This is a genomic window from Chryseobacterium sp. G0201, from assembly GCF_003815655.1.
Lineage (GTDB): Bacteria > Bacteroidota > Bacteroidia > Flavobacteriales > Weeksellaceae > Chryseobacterium.
On sequence record NZ_CP033917.1, the window covers coordinates 3,130,140 to 3,147,721 of the forward strand.

Sequence of the window (17,582 nt, forward strand, 5' to 3'; positions counted from 1 at the left end):
ATATTTCAACAAAGCTCCAATTTGGGGCTTTGTTTATATTAAAATTACAAAAGTTTACCCGTTAAGAAAAGTCCTGCTACAGAAAAGTAAATAATAAGTCCGGTAACGTCTACCAAAGTCGCTACAAATGGAGCAGAAGAGGTTGCGGGATCGAGTTTTAATTTTTTAAGGATAAATGGAACCATAGAGCCTGAAAGTGTTCCCCAAAGCACGATCAACACTAAGGAAACAGCAACACTTAAACCTACAAAAGCCCAGTGAATACCATAATTGAACAAGCCGATTTTATGCCAGATCATGATTCGTAAAAATCCAATAATTCCTAGAATTCCGCCAAGAAATAATCCTGTGAAAATTTCTTTTTTCATGACGTACCACCAATCTTTCAAACCGATTTCCTGAAGCGCCATCGCTCTAATAATCAACGTTGCAGCTTGCGAACCGGAGTTTCCTCCACTGGAAATGATTAACGGTACAAACAATGCCAAGACCACTGCTTTTTGAATTTCATCTTCAAAATAACCCATTGCGGATGCGGTTAGCATTTCAGAGAAAAATAAGATAACAAGCCACATTCCTCTTTTTTTTACCATTTCCATAAAAGAAGTCTGGGTGTATGGTAAATCTAAGGCTTCAAGACCCCCGAATTTTTGGATGTCTTCTGTATTTTGTTGTTCGATTTGATCGAGAATATCATCAATTGTAACAATTCCTACCAAAACTCCAGCTTCTGTAATGATGGGAAGGGCAGTTCTGTCATATTTTTCGAAATAAGTAACTGCATCTTCTTTTGAAGTCATTGTGGTTATAGCAACGAAATGATTATCCGTTAATTCAGAAACCAATGTATCTTCTTCAGCTAATAATAAACTTCCTACGGCTAAGTCATCGATCAAACGGTTTCTTTCGTCCACTACATACAAGTGGTTCATTGTTTCCACTCTTTTTCCTACTTTTTTAATCTGTTGAAGGCATTTTTTTACCGTCCATTCCTTACGGATCTGAATGTAATAAGGTGTCATCAAACGGGCAATAGAATCAGAATGATAACCCAATAGTTTTAAGGCAATTCTTCTTTCCTGCGGATTAAGATGATTGATGGAATATTTTATAAGTTCATCCGGAAAGTCCTCAAACAGGGCAGTCCTGTCATCCGGAGTCATCGAGTTTAAGATCTCGGAAACATCATCACTTCCGATGCTTCGGATGGTTTCTTCCTGAAAATCCGGATCTAAATGTGAGAAAACTTCAGCTTTGTATTGTTTCGGAACTTTTAAAAATGCCAAGAGCCTCTCATCAGCGTGAAGTTCACTTAGAGTTTCGGCAATATCGGCAGGATTAAAGATAAGTTCGTCGTTATAATTCAAAACGTGCAATTTTAGGATATGCAAAAATAATTCAATTTTTTAGAACTGACCAATGATGTGGGAAAATTAAGAATTAATTAAAGCTTTATTATTTTCAAAACAAAAATTGAGCTGTTAGAAATAAAAAAACACCCGCGAGAACGGGTGCAACAATATAGTTTATTTAAGTGATCAAATAATGTTGATGATTACGTTAGAGGACAGTTATAAAGGACGCAGATATTTTCACAGCATGAGCCGCCGGGGCACTGATAATGCTCTGTGCATCTTTTAAATGGTCCGCCTCCCTGAATTTCTTTTTGCTGAGCTCTGTTGAGCTTTTTCAAGTTTGAATTTTTCATAGTATTTAGATTTTAATGCAAGACTAAGTTAATAAAAATATTTTAAATTAATCACTATTAAATGAATTAATTTGATTTTAAATATAATTATTACGAATAAAAAATATTGAATTAGTGCATTAAAACGTTAGAATCCGGCTTCTGTAGAAGGCTTCAGTCTTCTTAATTCTTTCAGAATACCTTTTATTGCTCCGTTTGTACCGATTTTGATGGAATTGTCTGCTGAACCTAAAAGGCGCATGTTTTTATGATATGTATTGTAATCTGTTTCTGTAATATAGTTTCCTGCAGCATCAAAAAGTTTCATGCTTACAACAACTTGGTTGGAGAAAACATATTTCCCAAGACCTACTTTAAAATATCTTACTTTTGGAACGATGGCGAAATCTGCATCATTATTTAGGCAATAATCAACAATAGTTTGCTTATCAACACTGTCAAACGAAACCTGAGTTTCCGTTCGGAGCATTTTGTTTCTCTTATATCTGCTTAAATTATCAGAAACTGCACTGAAAAATGCATGATTAGTGGGTTCTTTGATTTCCTCAAGGTCAGGTTCTACCTCAGGATTGAAGTATAAGACCTTTTTTATTTTATCTTCTGAAGCATTTCTTTGTGCTTTTACTGAAGCAATGCCCATCAATAAAAAAGTGAAAACCGTACTAAAAGTGAAAATTTTTCTCATTTGTAATTCATTTGCAAAATTACTGTCTTTTAATGGTATGGCATAATTTTTTTAAGATATTTTTAACATTTTTTTCTATCAAATTTGATTCATGAAATCAATAATGTTTTGCCCAATAAAAAAATAGTCGTACTTTTGCACCCGTTACATAATAATCATTAAACAATATTGGAATGTACTTAACAACAGAAAAAAAGCAGGAAATTTTCTCTAAACACGGGAAATCTGCAACAGACACAGGAAGTGCTGAAGGACAAGTAGCTCTTTTCACTTTCAGAATCAACCATTTATCTCAACACTTAAAGGCTAACCGTCACGACTTCGCAACGGAAAGATCTTTGGTTAAATTGGTAGGTAAAAGAAAAAGTTTACTAGATTACCTTAAAAATAAAGATATCGCAAGATATAGAGCAATTATTGCTGAACTAGGTTTAAGAAAATAATCTACAAAGATTTTCAGATAAAAAGCAACTTCGAAAGAGGTTGCTTTTTTGTGTTGAATAAATTTCTGAAATCAATGGTGAATTATCAATTAATTTCGTTGTTAGTTTTTACTTGTAAATTAATACCTATCTTCGTTTTACTTCTATAAACGAAGTACCTTTGTTTTTCTTTAATTAAAGATCTATTTAGGCTAAAACTTTGTTTATCCTTGCGATAAGATTAAACGCAAAGTCAGACAAAGAATTATTTTTAAAACTTATTAAAATTAAGTTAAACAAAGACGTTTCACTTATTTTTGAAAGACAAAGTTTTGTATTTAAAAATACTTTATCATTCTGACGAAGTAAGAATCTCAACAATAGGTCATATTAATTCCTAAAAAAATGAGACACTTAAAAAGTGCCTCACATGATTTATATTTTTAATTAAAATTAATGTCCAGATTTGGATTCTGTAGTTTCTACATGACCAAGATATTTCGTACAATAAGCTCCAAAAATTAAGATCATTACATAACAGAAAACAGGAATAATAAACGAATGTTGAACTCCAAACTGATCTGCCAGATATCCCTGGAAAATAGGAACAATAGCACCTCCCAGAATGGCCATTACCACCAAAGATGATCCCTGACTTGTATATTTTCCTAATCCTGAAATTGCCAGTGTATAAATGTTTGAGAACATAATAGAATTGAAAATTCCGATTCCCAGAACGCTGTACATTGCCAATTCGCCGTGATTTACCATCGTAGATATTAATAGAATAACGTTGATTGCAGCAAAAATTGAAAGTGTTCTTGCCGGAGCAGCCTTACCAATAAAGAATGCAATGAAGTTAAGAACAATAAATACCAAGAAGAAACTGATCTGTGCAAACGAAAGATTCACAATGCTGAAAATTACTAAAAATACCAACGCTGCAGCTCCCAACATATAAATAGCTTTTTTCTCTTGGCTTATCGATTGATTTAAAGAGATAGCCCCCAGAAAACGCCCAATCATGGCACCTCCCCAATACAGAGAAAGGTAATTTTTACTAATCACTTCATCAAAGCCCATAATTTGTGGCTGTTCAAGGAAACTGATGATGAAACTTCCAACAGCAACTTCACCTCCAACATAACAAAACATAGCAAAAACCCCGAATTTCAAATGGTTGAACTTCAATGCTCCCCAACCTTTTACAACTTCTTCGCTGTCATTGGTTTGGAATGATGGCAATTTTACTCTTGAGATCAATAAAGCGACCAATAAAAGAATACCTGCGAAGATCAAATAAGGAATTCTTGTTGCCACGGCACTGAAAGAACCGTCTTCGGCTGAAAATAATTCAAAGATCAAATGTCCTCCTAAAACCGGAGCGATCGTAGTTCCCAACGCATTGAAAGCCTGCGTCATATTCAATCGGCTTGATGCTGATTCTTCTGATCCTAATAAAGAAACGTAAGCGTTTGCAGTAATTTGAAGTACCGTAAATCCTAATCCAAGAACAAATAAGGCTCCTAAAAATAAAGGATAGGAAGAGAAAGTAGCAGCCGGATAAAATAAAATACATCCAAAAGTTGCCAGGAAAATCCCGAAAAGAATTCCTTTTTTGTAACCTACTTTGTTGATGGGATCTCCTTTTGTAATAGAGATGAAGAAATAAATTAATGAGCCAATAAAATAAGCTCCAAAGAAACAAAACTGTACCAACATCGATTCGAAGAAGGTCAGTTTGAAGAGTTGTTTCAGGTAAGGAATCAAAATGTCATTCATACAAGTGATGAATCCCCACATAAAAAATAAAAGAGTGATGGTAATAAGCGGAATAGTGTAATTCCTGCTTTGCGATTTTACTTCATTATTATTCATATACACACATATTTAAACAAAAAGAGCTTTTATAAAACTCATTCAGTTGATTTTAAAGTTAGATTTCTTTAAATTTTTCACATATTTAAAGAACAGGCAAATATAGGGGAACCACTTTTTTTTCTGCAACTTTTTTAGTGTTTTTTCTGTTAATTTTACCTTTAAATACAATATTTCTTATTTTGAGACAATAATATAACGAGTGTAGGATTTTTAAGACCAAAATAATCACAGACTAAGTTCTTTTTTATTTTTTTGATGTTGATGAATAAACTGTTGTTTTTTTACAATAATTCTATTTTTAAAGCTAAATATTTAATCACAGCATTAAAACAAGAGGTATTATTTATTCATTTGAAAATTTAATTATCTCATTATTATACGCTATATTTGCAAACGAAAATTTAGACGAAATATCAATAATTAAAGCGCTCAATACGGAGTGCAACACTAAACAATTTATGAGTATACCTCAAGCAATTACAGAAACGATTACTCTTGCAGATGGCAGAGAAATTACAATTGAAACAGGAAAGTTAGCAAAACAGGCCGATGGTTCTGTAGTCGTAAAAATGGGCGGAACAATGCTTTTAGCAACTGTTGTAGCCAGTAAAGAAGCAAAAGACGGTGTAGATTTTCTACCCTTAACGGTAGATTACAGAGAAAAATTCTACGCAGGAGGTAAAATTCCTGGAAACTTTTTTAGAAGAGAAGCTAGACCATCAGATCAGGAGATCTTAACGATGCGTTTGGTAGACAGAGTTCTTAGACCATTATTTCCTGAAGATTTCCACGCGGAAGTTCAGGTAATGATTTCATTAATTTCTTATGACGGAGTGTCAATTCCTGACGATTTAGCAGGTCTTGCAGCTTCTGCAGCAATTGCTATTACAGATATCCCTTTCAACGGACCAATGTCTGAAGTAAGAGTTGTAAGAATCAACGGTGAACTTTCTGTGAACCCTAATTATGCAGATCTTAAAATTGCTGACCTTGACATCATGGTTGGAGCAACTAAAGATTCTATCGTAATGGTAGAAGGGGAGATGAAAGAAATCTCTGAGCAGGAAATGCTTGAAGCAATCCAGTTCGCTCACATAGAAATCAAAAAACAAGTTGAAGCTCAGGAAAGATTAGCTGAAAAAGTAGGCAAATCATTCCCAAAAAGAGAATACAGCCACGAAAATCACGACGAAGCGATCCGTGAGAAAGTGTGGAAAGAAACATACGATAAAGTTTATGAAGTAGCGAAAACTCCTTCAGGAAAAGAAGAAAGAGGTGAAAAATTCAAAGCTGTTTTAGCTGAATTTTTAGCTCAATATGTTGAAAATGCTGAAGAATTAGAAAGAGTAACTCCTTTCGCTAAAGTATATTTCCATGATGTAGAGAAAGAAGCGATGCGTCAGATGATTTTAAATGATAAAATCCGTCTTGATGGTCGTGATCCTGAAACAATTCGTCCAATCTGGAGCGAAATTGATTATTTACCTGGAGCTCACGGTTCTGCAATCTTCACAAGAGGTGAAACTCAGTCTTTAACAGCTGTAACATTAGGTTCAGTGAAAGATGCGAACATGGTAGACAGCGTTATGGTAAACTATGACGAAAGATTTTTCTTACATTATAACTTCCCGCCGTTCTCAACGGGTGAAGCAAGACCTTTAAGAGGAACTTCAAGAAGAGAAGTAGGACATGGAAACCTGGCTCAGAGAGCGTTGGCAAACATGATTCCTGAAGAAAACCCTTATACGATCCGTATCGTTTCTGATATTTTAGAATCAAACGGTTCATCTTCTATGGCAACTGTTTGTGCAGGAACTTTAGCGTTGATGGATGCTGGTATTCAGATTACAAAACCGGTTTCCGGAATTGCAATGGGATTAGTAACAGACGTTAAAACCGGAAAATTCACTGTACTTTCTGATATCTTAGGTGATGAAGATCACTTGGGAGATATGGACTTTAAAGTAACGGGAACTGCAGACGGTATTACAGCTTGTCAGATGGATATCAAAATCCAAGGGTTATCTATGGATATCATGGAGAAAGCTCTTTTACAGGCTAAAGACGGAAGATTACACATTCTGGATAAAATTACAGAAACCATTGCAGTACCAAGAGAAGACGTGAAACCTCACGCTCCGAAAATGGTAATGCTTGAGATCTCTAAAGATTTCATCGGTGCTGTTATCGGACCTGGTGGAAAAATCATTCAACAGCTTCAAAAAGATACAGATACTGTTATTGCTATTGAAGAGGTAGGAGAAATCGGAAGAATCGAGATTTCTGGTGTAAGCAGAGAGAAAATCAATGCTGCAATCGCAAGAATCAACGAGATTACATTTGTACCTGTAGTAGGTGAAGTGTACCAAGGAAAAGTGGTTAAAGTAATGGATTTCGGAGCTTTTGTAGCCATTGCAAAAGGAACTGAAGGATTACTTCACATTTCTGAGATCGAGTGGGCTCGTCTTGATAAAGTACCTTACAACGAAGGTGACGAAGTGGAAGTAAAATTCATGGGTTACGATGACCGTAAGAAAATGAAACTTTCGAGAAAAGTTTTGTTGCCAAGACCTGCAAGACCTGAGTCTAAACCAAGACCTGAAGGACAAGACAGACCTCAAGGTGACAGAAGACCAGAAAGACAGGACAGACCAGAAGGTGATAGAAGACCGGCACCGGCTGATCAAGCTCCAAAGGAAAATCAAAATCCTTCATCTGAAGCATAAAATCAAATCTTAGATATATTTAAATCCCTCAATTTGAGGGATTTTTTTATGGTTTTAAAAGTCAAATCTTTGCAGAAAATAATTAACGGTATAAATTTTCTCTGATTTCAATTAAAATTTTTGTCGTTTTCTCCAAATCAGGCACATCGGGAAGACTGGAAATCGAATGATAATGCTCAATAGATTGTATCAAATCTTCTGCTTTCTGCATAACGGCATCGTAAGACCAGTTTCCTGCTTTTATATCTAATAATTCATTCCGATTTTCTACACGAATGTTCAACGAACCGGTTTTGAAAATCTGTTCACAAGACTGCAACAAACGAATCGTGTGCATCATATTTTTGCTGTCATAATTTTGTCCGTGAGTTTTATTGACGTTGTAGCGGTCTTCATTTCGTTCGGAAACCCACTTCCAATATTCTCTGTAATCTTTGCAGTAAGTAGAGTAGGCATCGAGGTTAGAAAACAAATAAGCAACAGATTTTTCCTCTTTCGGGACAGATGATACAGAAACCTGATTGGCTTCTTCATTCTGGATAATTCCTTTATAGTTTAAATCTCGCAATTCATCATAGAAAAGCGCAAACATTCCTTTGGTATTATCGATGCTTACCAATCCGCATTGTTCCTGAACTTTTCCGTTTTCTAAAAGCCATTTTTTCAACGGAATTGAACCCTGATTTTGCAAAACATAACAAAAATCAAGAATCGATTTTCTTTCTTTATCGACTGGATTGAGGATCTTTTTATTCAATCCTTTCGCTTTTTTGATCTGCGAAATCGCGTAACCCGCAAACGTATCTTTACATAATTTGGAAAGAAAATCTTCAGGCTTCAACAAATCCATCAACGGATTTTTATGTTGAATACAGTCTTCCGGACTTGCCAAAACTTCCAGAATATTCGGATTATTTTTCTGTAATAATTCTACAAATCTCCCGATTTCATAATAAGTAATATCATTCGTTTCATTGGAAATTTGCGGAATATAATGTAAACCAAAAAAGTCTTCTTTAGGTAAATAATATACTCCACGGATATCTGTATCCGAGTTTTCCGTTGCGAGCCCGAAGGAGCGGCTGCCGGAGATGGATTCGAGGAGGATGAAGTTATTTTTCATTTTTTTATAAAGAGACTTTTACCTTCTTCTTTTTCTACTCTTTAATCCTAATCTATATTTATATAAAAATGCAAAACTGTATTTGAAATTGCCAATTTGCTTTATGATTCCATTAATAATTAGTAAATCTTCTAAATCTTCAATAGTAGTATCTAGATTATATTTTGATATAACATTATTTAATAGGTCATAAAGATCATTTCTCATTAGTTGATAATATTGGTATTCTTCATTTTTATCAATAAATTCAAATATATATTCCAAGTTTTCATTTCCTTTTTCAGTTATTAAGTCTTCAAAATGACTTTTAACGGCTTCGCTTCTAACAGGTTTAGCGGTGTAATATTTTTCGGGTAAAACAGATGAAGAATCTTTATAATAATCTTTAGTATATTCTTTTATGGATAAGCTTAATAAATCTAAAAAAGGTCTTATACTAATTGTTTCATCAGCATTCATTACGTTTTTATAAAGCCAATCATATGACTCTCCATGAGCTTTAATGTCAGGATACTGTCCAAAAAAAACCCAACATAGCTTTCTCAGTATATTTTCGTCAAATTGATGTTGCTTTTCATTAGTGAATTTTTTTTCAAATTCTCTTTTCCACTCTAATGCATCATTTGATATTTTTTTAAAATCATATGAGTCAACGGCATCAATGAATTCTTCTTTGGCGTATTGTTTCACTAAATTAAAAAAATAATTAAAGATTTCTTCTTTTTGCCACTCGATGGATATTATACTGTTTTTTAATGATTGAACATTATTGATACCTCTGATTGTTTTATATAAATCAGATCTTAAAAATAGTTTGCAGTGAATTCTTTTATAGTTGGAGAATTGCCAAAAATTAATTAAGGAAGACATTTCATCTTTCCACTTATAAGGTTCAACCATTAAGTCAAGATTATCATATATAGCAATTATATCAGTTTGCATGCTATTTAAAAGAGAATCTATTTCTTCTAATTCTTTCTCTACTGCAATTATATTATTTAAATCCTGTATAAATTCTACGATTAGTTTTAGATTTTCAGTATCATTGTTTTTAATAGAAAAAGTCTTTTTAATTGATGAATTAAAATTGAGTATAGGATTTATTTTGTCAATTATACTTTTCCACGTATAAATTTTCCAAAATTTTGTATAAAAATCTCCAATTTTATCAATGTCTTGCTTAAAAGACTCTAAGCCCTTAGTACTAATAAAATAATTATCCTTCTTGTCAACTAAATGTAAAAAATCAATCTTAAGATTTGATTTTTGTGCTTGTGCTTTTAGTTCATTTGTTATATTATCATTTTTCAAAGCTTGAAATAAATATGACTTCCCTGTTCCTTTGTTACCTAATACTATAAATTTATTGAAATTGAATAAATCTTTCATAGAATCTCTATAAAAAATTCTCTTTTCATCAAATTCTATTTGATAATCAACATTTTCACTGTCTGCATATAAATTAGGCCATTTTTCCTGAAGATTTAATAATATCTTTTGTTGAGTTTCGGGAAAATCAATCTTGCTGTCGTATACTGATGTGCTATTTTCAGATAACAGATTTAAAGAAGGATTATTCTTTTCAGTAGTATAATTGCTTGCTTCTTGAAGCTGATCTCTTTCACTTTTTTCCTCTTTATGTAAGTATTGAATCAATTTTTCAGAAACATCCTTATATCCTATTAAAAATCCACTGCTATCAACCATTGAAATCCAAGTTTCTTTATCTTCATCACTAGTTCCCAGCTCAGAAAGTACACTATCATACCTGAAGTGAAAATATTCTGGAGAAAGTAAAAAAGTTTCGTTTTCGGAGTCGTTTTTTTCTATGTATGTGTTTATTTTTTTTTTGAATTTATCAAATAATTTAGTGTTTGAAAATGCATTAATAATTATCGGTGGATTAAAATCTTTTTTTATTTTAGTTAGAGATTTTATCGAATCAATAAATTGATAAATTCCTGGATTGTTTTGTACACTATTACCGAAAATTCCAACAATTTGAGAAGATAAATGTAGTGCTGTAATACCAAAAATATCAGTAAAACCAGTCCGGCTATCAATGAAAATTGCATCAGGGCTATATTGATCTTGGATATCTTTTATAAGTAACTTAAATCTTGTAATAATTTTATCAGTTGAAGTAAAATCAAGGCGTGATAAACCTTCTAAATATTGATTTAAGTTAGTAGGAAAATTATCGTTGTTAACTTCCTCTTCAATATCTAAGTTTCCTGCTGGAATAATTCTAATTTCACCATTGCTAGAATATTCTTTTGAAACTTCCCAAGAATATTCATTCAGATTAATATTGGGAGATAACTCCTTATCAAAAAGATATTCAATTAAACCGTTTTGATTTCGTGGAGATGAAGGTTCTTCTAAAAAAAAATTTGAAAAGCCAGGTGCTTCAAAATCGCAATCAATAATCACGATTTTTTTATTATAATTTCTAGCTAAATGTGTTGTCGTTAGTACTAAATTAGTAGATCTTCCCATTCCTCCTTTATAACTATAATAAGTAATAACTGGAATATCGGGCATGAAATCATTTCCTGGATTTAATAAATTTGTTAGTTTTCTTCTGGAATTTTCATATTCAATTATTTCATCACCATATTTTTGGAATTTTTGAGAATAAAAATAATCTTCATTTAATTCGTCATTACTAATTTTAAAAAAAATAAAATCAATACTAGGTAAAACTGATTCTATATTTTCTTTATCAAATTCATTATCAGTAATAACGATGATCTCGATTTCATTTCGTTGGTTAATTGATATGGAATATTTATTAATTTTTTTTTTGTCTTTTTCCTCTTTTAAATGTTTTGCTAAAAGGTCAAAGCCTTGGAAAAGTAGTATCATTTTTTAAGAAAATTTCGTTGTTATTTTATTTAGAATATCTTCGATGGAGGATACAAAATCTTTTATCCGTGATTCGTCTAACATTATAGTATTGTTTGCTAATGATAAATTATAACGAATTTGAACATCCCATGAATTAATTAGACTTTCAATTTCTTTATTTTCGATCTTACTTCCAAAGTATGGTATATCGGTACTAAAATTAAGTTTATTATCAGTACATAATAATCTTAATTTGGAGAAATCATGGTCTTTCCATTTCTTTTTAAAACTATCATCTCCGAAGTTATAAATATTATCAATTTTATTTAATCCTAAATGATGAAATAATGCATATTTATAAGAAAACTCAATTATATATCCCGATAGATAATAAATTTTGTGTAAGATATTATTTTTATTTTTAGACTCACAATTATCTAATCTTTCTAATAATTCTTTACATACATTTAAATTTCTGAAACTAGCTGTTCGAAAATCTATATATTTTAGGTCGTTTTTGGGCATTAGTTTTTTTTCAAAAATACTGATAATTTTAATATCTCCCTAAAAACCCTCTCCATCTCTTTTTTATTCGCCTTTCCTCCAGCCAAACTCTTCGCTCTTTCCTCATTATCCTTCACCATCTCCTCCAAAAACCCAAAAAGTTCCCAGTCATTTGCATGAAAATAAGATTCTCCTTTGGTGGCTTTTAAGGCAACAAGATTTTCTATTTTGGTTCTCGTAAAATCATCGACCAAAACCAATAATTCACTGAACAAAACGGGCGGTACCGTTCCTTTTTCTACTATCCATTTTCCTGTCAAAGCTGTTCGAAGGCAGTAGAAATAACTTTTTAGTTTTACTTCATCGGCTCTGCAGGCTTCTAGATATTTTTTGCTCATGCTCAGATAATGGTAAGAGAACGCTATCGGAGAAAAGCATTCATCTGCCAGAGGTTTAAATAGGTCATAAAACTTTTCGTTTTTCACATAAATGATAGGCGAGTAGAACCAACTCAACAAAGCGGCGTTTGATTTATGCAAAAGATGAAAAGTCTTTCGCAAGTCCCATCCGGAACCGTCCAGATCATCTTCGGTCATAAATTCTATCGTTTCATCTTTATCCCACGGTGACAGATACCAGTCTTTTTCGTGTCGATATATGAAACGTATGTCGTAATCGCTGTCAGGAGACGCAAAACCCCAGGCTCGGCTTCCCGATTCTACGGCAAGAAGTATTTCTATGTTTCTTTCTGCCTCTATTTTTTTTAGTTTTTCTAATATTTTTGGTGTCATTGTTATTAATTTATAATGCAAAGTAAAAGAAGAGCTGCGCAATGTTTTTGCGTAATATTTTTTGAGTGGGAGAGTTTTAGAGTCTTAGGATTGTAGGGTTTGAGAGTTTTAAAGTAGAGAGTTTTAGAGTTTACTTGATTAATCGGAGTTGAATTTCGACATAGGAAAATGAAGCGTTAAGAAAATTAAAGTTTAATCCGTTAAAAAATTCCCACTGTTCGAAGCGCGAGACAAATTTTGAATTGAAAAACCAATCATGAATTCGCGCTAGTTTTGGGGATTTTAGGATTAAATTTTAATTTTTAGCGGAAGTTTCCATGTCTTGACTTTTTGTTTCTTTTGTGTTAAGATAAAAGAAAAAATTAACTAATATTGCATCGTTATTATTTAACATAATAATAAGAATTATTCTCAAAAAACTTACACTACATCAATGTTAAGAGACGAATTACAACACAAAATTGATTTCAAAACAAAACCTTTAGGCGCATTAGGATTTCTTGAGCAATTAGCTCATAAAATCGGGATGGTTCAACAAACCACTTCACCAAAATTAATTAAACCTCACATGATTGTTTTTGCAGCCGATCACGGAATTGCAACCGCAGGAGTGAGTGCTTATCCGCAGGAAGTTACCTATCAGATGGTGATGAATTTTTTAAATGGAGGAGCGGCAATCAATGTGTTTTGTAAACAGAATGATATTCAAATTAAAATTGTAGATGCCGGAGTGAATTTTGATTTTCCTGAAGATTTGGATTTGATAGATAAGAAAGTCAGAAAATCGAGCCGAAATATGCTGGATGAGCCCGCCATGACGATTGAAGAATACCAACACGCTTTGGAAAACGGAAAATCTGTTGTTAAGGAAATTGCAGAAACGGGTTGTAATGTTATTGGTTTTGGTGAAATGGGGATTGGGAATACATCCTCCTCTTCATTATTGATGAGCCAATTGTTTAATGAACCGATTGCCGATTGTGTAGGTAGAGGAACAGGTTTGAATGATATTCAGCTACAGAATAAAATTAATATTCTTTCAAAAGTAATAGAAAAATATTCTGATCTTAAAAGTATTGATGAAATTGTACAAACTTTTGGCGGACTTGAAATTACCCAAATGATTGGAGCGATGCAGGCAGCTTATGACCAAAATATGTTGATCTTAGTTGATGGATTTATCGCGACGGTTGCCATTTCTGTTGCCTGGAAAACAAATCCTGAAATCCTTAATAACTGTATTTTTTGCCATGTGAGTGATGAATATGCTCATATTAAATTGTTAGATTTATTAGACCAGAAAGCATTATTAAACCTTAATCTCCGAGTAGGTGAGGGGACAGGTTGTGCGTTGGCGTATCCAATTATTCAAAGTGCAGTTAATTTCCTGAATGAAATGTCGAGTTTTGAAAATGCTAATATTTCCAATAAAGAATAGATGAAAATTATAAAAAATGAGTTGATCTATTTTGCGACGGCTTTGGTGTTTTTCACAAGAATTCCGATACCTTTTAAAATTCCGTACTCCAATGAAATCATGAACCAGTCTCAAAAGTATTTTTCATGGGTCGGATTGTTGGTCGGGTTGATGAATGCTGTTGTTTTATATGGTTCTTTTCAGCTTTTCAATTTAGAGATTGCAATTATTTTAATGATGATTTCCAACGTTTTATTGACGGGAGCATTTCACGAAGACGGATTTACAGACGTGTGCGACAGTTTTGGTGGCGGTTATGGTAAAGAGAGAATTATGACCATCATGAAAGACAGTCGTGTAGGTGCATACGGAGCGATTGGGATTATTCTTTTATTTGCCTTAAAATTTCTCAGCATTAAAGAATTAGGGAATTTAGATTTAATAAAAACATTAGCAGTCATTATTTTAGCACATACTATAAGTCGGTTTATTGCGGGAACAATGATTTATACGCATCGATATGTAACTGATATTGATGTAAGTAAATCAAAACCGTTGGCGAATAAAGCGTTGGATGGAAAGTCTTTATTTATAAGTTTTATCGCTGTTTTATTGGCTTTTTCTTTAATTCTGGATAGACGATTAATCTTAGCTTTTATTTTGGCTTACCTCGGAAAAATATACTTAGGTTGGTATTTCAAAAAACATATCGGAGGATACACGGGCGATTGTTTAGGAACGGTTCAGCAGGTTTGCGAAGTGTTATTTTATTTAGGAGTAATCATCGTATGGAAATTCATTTAATTCGTCATACTGCGGTAGAAAATCCAGACAATCTGTGTTATGGATTTGCAGAAATGTCTTTACGTAAAAATTATGTTGAAGATTTTAAATTAATTTCAATTGATAAAGATTTTGATTTTATTATTTCGAGCCCGTCTCAGCGTTGTCATTTATTAGCGAAATATTTTCAGCTAAATTATCAAACTGATGAAAGAATTAAAGAAATGAATTTCGGAGATTGGGAACTTCAAAAATGGACATCTATTCCCGAAGATGAAATCAATCTTTGGTATGAAGATTTTATCAATGTAAAAGCCACAAACGGAGAAAATCTGTTAGAAATGCAAACCCGAGTTTCCAAATTTTGGAATGAATTGATTTCTAAAGAAAGTATCAACAAAGTTTTGATAGTTACGCATGCTGGAGTAATTCGTTTAATTCTGCAATCTATTTTACAGTTTCCTTTGGAAAATATGTTCAATATTCAAATCGGTTATGGAAAAAGAACTGTAATTGACGTGAGGGAAGAATTGATTTCAATTAAAAATATAAATGTATGATAAGGTCTCTCGCAGATTTATTAGAGTGATTATCTGCAAAATCAGCTTAATCAGCGAGAGAAAAAACAAAGAAAATGAAAAAGTCGTTAAAAAAGTTAGCTTCTTAAAAATCATTGAAATTGATTCCTCTCTTTGCTCTTTAAACTATTCAGTAGCAAAAATAAACCTTTGCATCAAAAACAAAAGCCGCCATTTCAAGATTTTTCACTCAAAATGGCAGCTAAAAATATTATTTAAAAATCTTGGTAAAGCTATCTTTTTCCAAGGTTTCCAATGAGAAATCAAAGTCTGCTTCTTCTTTTTCTGAAGTGATGGTTGCTCCCAATTCTTCTATCAGATGATTAAAAGAAACTGGCTCATACCATTGCTGATACAGGGCATTTGTCGCCATTGTAGAAACTTCGGAAGTTCCGGAGACATGTGAATTTCCTGCTCCGAAATTCAACAAGACGAAACATTGTTTTCCATCTTTTGGCAGTAATATTCCCAAAATCGTCTGCTTCTGAACCGAGTTACACTTGGCTTCTGCAAAGAGATTGTTAGGATTCATCATATAATCATAGGAAATATCATCTCCCTTTCCGATCACGATTTTATAACCACAATTGGCATCTCCTGAGAAAACACTATTCATCACAAGCGTTGGAGTATTTAAATAGGTATTCGCATAAAGATATTCTACTGCACCTTTAGGGGCAGAGGTCATATCTCCGGAATACATCAATTGTCCGTTATCTTGATTATAGTCTGCATTCCATCCGATTTTTCCTGCGATATTTAATCCGGAAAGGTCGAGATCATTCGCGCCCCAAGCATCTTCCCAATAAATTCCGATCGCTAGTCTTTCTCCATAAAATCTCGTTCCGGTCGGAATATTTCCGACAAACATTTTCTCTGAAGTTGGTAAACCAAATTCTACATCTTTAGGGAAATACATCTTCTTTTCGGAAAGATTATATTTTGATTTTAAATAATTTAGGATAAAATCATAATTTAATTCATTTGCAGAAGTAGGCGTTCCTTTCTTCGTCCATGATTTTCCGTTTCTGATTCTATAGACAAAAGTATCCTGACCATTAATTCTTGAATAACAAGCAGATAAAGCTTTAAACAAAGCAAAAGGCGTTGCATTCTCCAACCAGTGTAAATCGCTGTTTTCCAACAAAATATTGGTAGCATTATTTAATGGATTTGAAATTAATGGTTGATGATAAACTTTTGACAGCTTCGAAATTTTATTAATTGTTTTCGGAGCTCTCTTTTTATAAGCTAAAAATAAAGGTTTAAATCTATTAAAGATTTCCGCCAATTTTTCTAATCCAAAACTTTCAAATAAGTAGATTGGATTAAAATTACTTTGCTTAATTAAATCAATCAAATCATCGTTTTTAATTAAAAGCGTTGTGTTTGTCGTTTTATAAATCACGTAACGGAAAAACTCAACCGGATTTTCAGGGTAAATATCGTATAGGTCGGCAATTTTTATAATCGCTTCTTTGTTTCGGATATTTTCTTTTCCTGTGAAATCATAGTCCAATTCTGTATGCAGAATATAAAGCAAATCATCAATTGTTTCTTCTTTCAAAGCAATACCTGATTTTAAAAGAGAAAGGCACTTTTCCTGTATTTCTTCTTGTGAATAGGCTTTAATTACTTTAAAAGTTAACTTTAGATTAGGAACATTCAACACTTCATTTGGAATATAAATTTCATTCTGAAAATTGCTTCCATAAGTTGAAATATAATGATTGATTTGTTCAATTAACAGGTCAATTCTAGAGCTTTCTTTGATTTTTTGCCACGATTTATGAAAGGTTTTATTTAAATCATTTCCATTCAGTTTTTCTTTTGAATAATAAGAAATAATTTCTTTTTTAGCCCAAAGTGCGTCAGACTCAATGATAAAACCCTCATCTGAAATGAATGGATTTTCATCAGATTTTCTTGCTAATACAGCGTTGAATAATTTTAATGTTTTCATTGTTTTTAATTTAAAAAAATAAGTGAGGAGTAGTTCTTTTAATGAAATATATAGGAACTCCTTTTACCTATAGTTTTTTATAAAAGGCGGGGAGTAATTATCCAAATATAGGAACTCCCTTTGCCTCGTAATTTATAAAAAGGCGGAAAGT

General features: G+C 32.7%; 14 protein-coding genes. 5 read left to right on the plus strand and 9 right to left on the minus strand.

What is annotated here, in order from left to right; genetic code table 11:
• Positions 1-44: 44 nt before the first annotated feature.
• The 3 genes from mgtE to EG348_RS14195 form a co-directional block, all read right to left on the minus strand.
• Positions 45-1,367, minus strand: coding sequence for a magnesium transporter (mgtE, locus tag EG348_RS14190; protein WP_123983665.1), 1,323 nt, complete (start codon positions 1,365-1,367; stop codon positions 45-47).
• 188 nt (positions 1,368-1,555) lie between these two features.
• Positions 1,556-1,708: a bacteriocin-like protein gene (locus EG348_RS21740; protein WP_164463304.1), complete on the minus strand. Its 153-nt coding sequence runs from the start codon at positions 1,706-1,708 to the stop codon at positions 1,556-1,558.
• A 127-nt stretch (positions 1,709-1,835) separates the two neighbouring features.
• Positions 1,836-2,393: a pyruvate decarboxylase gene (locus EG348_RS14195; RefSeq protein WP_123983666.1), complete on the minus strand. Its 558-nt coding sequence runs from the start codon at positions 2,391-2,393 to the stop codon at positions 1,836-1,838.
• A 173-nt stretch (positions 2,394-2,566) separates the two neighbouring features.
• On the opposite strand from EG348_RS14195, the gene rpsO reads away from it, so the two are divergent.
• Positions 2,567-2,836 carry a 30S ribosomal protein S15 gene (gene rpsO / locus EG348_RS14200; protein WP_054510192.1) on the plus strand — a complete coding sequence of 90 codons (270 nt, stop codon included), beginning with the start codon at positions 2,567-2,569 and terminating at the stop codon, positions 2,834-2,836.
• Between the two features lie 432 nt (positions 2,837-3,268).
• Here rpsO and EG348_RS14205 read toward each other — a convergent pair whose 3' ends face one another.
• Positions 3,269-4,693: a sugar MFS transporter gene (locus tag EG348_RS14205; RefSeq protein ID WP_123983667.1), complete on the minus strand. Its 1,425-nt coding sequence runs from the start codon at positions 4,691-4,693 to the stop codon at positions 3,269-3,271.
• 461 nt (positions 4,694-5,154) lie between these two features.
• Between EG348_RS14205 and EG348_RS14210 the strand changes: the two genes are divergently transcribed.
• Positions 5,155-7,422, plus strand: coding sequence for a polyribonucleotide nucleotidyltransferase (locus EG348_RS14210; RefSeq protein ID WP_123983668.1), 2,268 nt, complete (start codon positions 5,155-5,157; stop codon positions 7,420-7,422).
• Between the two features lie 82 nt (positions 7,423-7,504).
• Here EG348_RS14210 and EG348_RS14215 read toward each other — a convergent pair whose 3' ends face one another.
• Genes EG348_RS14215 through EG348_RS14230 form a run of 4 tightly spaced genes read right to left on the minus strand, consistent with a single transcriptional unit; the run spans position 7,505 to position 12,690 of the window.
• Positions 7,505-8,545 (minus strand): DNA polymerase beta superfamily protein, encoded by a 1,041-nt coding sequence (locus EG348_RS14215; protein WP_123983669.1) that lies wholly within the window; start codon positions 8,543-8,545, stop codon positions 7,505-7,507.
• Positions 8,546-8,563: 18 nt separating this feature from the next.
• Positions 8,564-11,413 (minus strand): KGGVGR-motif variant AAA ATPase, encoded by a 2,850-nt coding sequence (locus tag EG348_RS14220; RefSeq protein WP_123983670.1) that lies wholly within the window; start codon positions 11,411-11,413, stop codon positions 8,564-8,566.
• A gap of 3 nt (positions 11,414-11,416) precedes the next feature.
• Entirely contained in the window at positions 11,417-11,920 is a 504-nt protein-coding gene (locus EG348_RS14225; protein ID WP_123983671.1) for a hypothetical protein, read from the minus strand.
• Entirely contained in the window at positions 11,920-12,690 is a 771-nt protein-coding gene (locus tag EG348_RS14230) for a DNA polymerase beta superfamily protein (RefSeq protein WP_123983672.1), read from the minus strand. Before EG348_RS14230 ends, EG348_RS14225 begins: the two co-directional genes overlap by 1 nt.
• 433 nt (positions 12,691-13,123) lie before the next feature.
• Between EG348_RS14230 and cobT the strand changes: the two genes are divergently transcribed.
• From cobT to cobC, 3 genes are read left to right on the plus strand one after another with little or no spacing between them, the layout of a single operon-like run.
• Positions 13,124-14,128: a nicotinate-nucleotide--dimethylbenzimidazole phosphoribosyltransferase gene (gene cobT, locus EG348_RS14235; protein WP_123983673.1), complete on the plus strand. Its 1,005-nt coding sequence runs from the start codon at positions 13,124-13,126 to the stop codon at positions 14,126-14,128.
• On the plus strand, positions 14,129-14,911 hold the full coding sequence (locus EG348_RS14240) for an adenosylcobinamide-GDP ribazoletransferase (protein ID WP_228414750.1): 783 nt from the start codon (positions 14,129-14,131) through the stop codon (positions 14,909-14,911). It begins immediately after the preceding gene.
• Positions 14,896-15,450, plus strand: coding sequence for an alpha-ribazole phosphatase family protein (gene cobC, locus EG348_RS14245; RefSeq protein ID WP_123983674.1), 555 nt, complete (start codon positions 14,896-14,898; stop codon positions 15,448-15,450). The genes EG348_RS14240 and cobC overlap by 16 nt, the downstream gene beginning before the upstream one ends.
• Before the next feature lie 229 nt (positions 15,451-15,679).
• Here cobC and EG348_RS14250 read toward each other — a convergent pair whose 3' ends face one another.
• Positions 15,680-17,431 carry a hypothetical protein gene (locus EG348_RS14250; RefSeq protein ID WP_123983675.1) on the minus strand — a complete coding sequence of 584 codons (1,752 nt, stop codon included), beginning with the start codon at positions 17,429-17,431 and terminating at the stop codon, positions 15,680-15,682.
• Positions 17,432-17,582 lie beyond the last annotated feature (151 nt).

What these genes read in the sequence shown, in the direction of transcription:
- EG348_RS21740 (WP_164463304.1), bottom strand. Translation starts at nt 1,708, where the DNA reads ATGAAAAATTCAAACTTGAAAAAGCTCAACAGAGCTCAGCAAAAAGAA.
- EG348_RS14220 (WP_123983670.1), bottom strand. Translation starts at nt 11,413, where the DNA reads ATGATACTACTTTTCCAAGGCTTTGACCTTTTAGCAAAACATTTAAAA.
- EG348_RS14210 (WP_123983668.1), top strand. Translation starts at nt 5,155, where the DNA reads ATGAGTATACCTCAAGCAATTACAGAAACGATTACTCTTGCAGATGGC.
- EG348_RS14230 (WP_123983672.1), bottom strand. Translation starts at nt 12,690, where the DNA reads ATGACACCAAAAATATTAGAAAAACTAAAAAAAATAGAGGCAGAAAGA.
- cobC (WP_123983674.1), top strand. Translation starts at nt 14,896, where the DNA reads ATGGAAATTCATTTAATTCGTCATACTGCGGTAGAAAATCCAGACAAT.
- EG348_RS14225 (WP_123983671.1), bottom strand. Translation starts at nt 11,920, where the DNA reads ATGCCCAAAAACGACCTAAAATATATAGATTTTCGAACAGCTAGTTTC.
- rpsO (WP_054510192.1), top strand. Translation starts at nt 2,567, where the DNA reads ATGTACTTAACAACAGAAAAAAAGCAGGAAATTTTCTCTAAACACGGG.
- EG348_RS14250 (WP_123983675.1), bottom strand. Translation starts at nt 17,431, where the DNA reads ATGAAAACATTAAAATTATTCAACGCTGTATTAGCAAGAAAATCTGAT.
- EG348_RS14195 (WP_123983666.1), bottom strand. Translation starts at nt 2,393, where the DNA reads ATGAGAAAAATTTTCACTTTTAGTACGGTTTTCACTTTTTTATTGATG.
- EG348_RS14205 (WP_123983667.1), bottom strand. Translation starts at nt 4,693, where the DNA reads ATGAATAATAATGAAGTAAAATCGCAAAGCAGGAATTACACTATTCCG.
- EG348_RS14240 (WP_228414750.1), top strand. Translation starts at nt 14,129, where the DNA reads ATGAAAATTATAAAAAATGAGTTGATCTATTTTGCGACGGCTTTGGTG.
- cobT (WP_123983673.1), top strand. Translation starts at nt 13,124, where the DNA reads ATGTTAAGAGACGAATTACAACACAAAATTGATTTCAAAACAAAACCT.
- EG348_RS14215 (WP_123983669.1), bottom strand. Translation starts at nt 8,545, where the DNA reads ATGAAAAATAACTTCATCCTCCTCGAATCCATCTCCGGCAGCCGCTCC.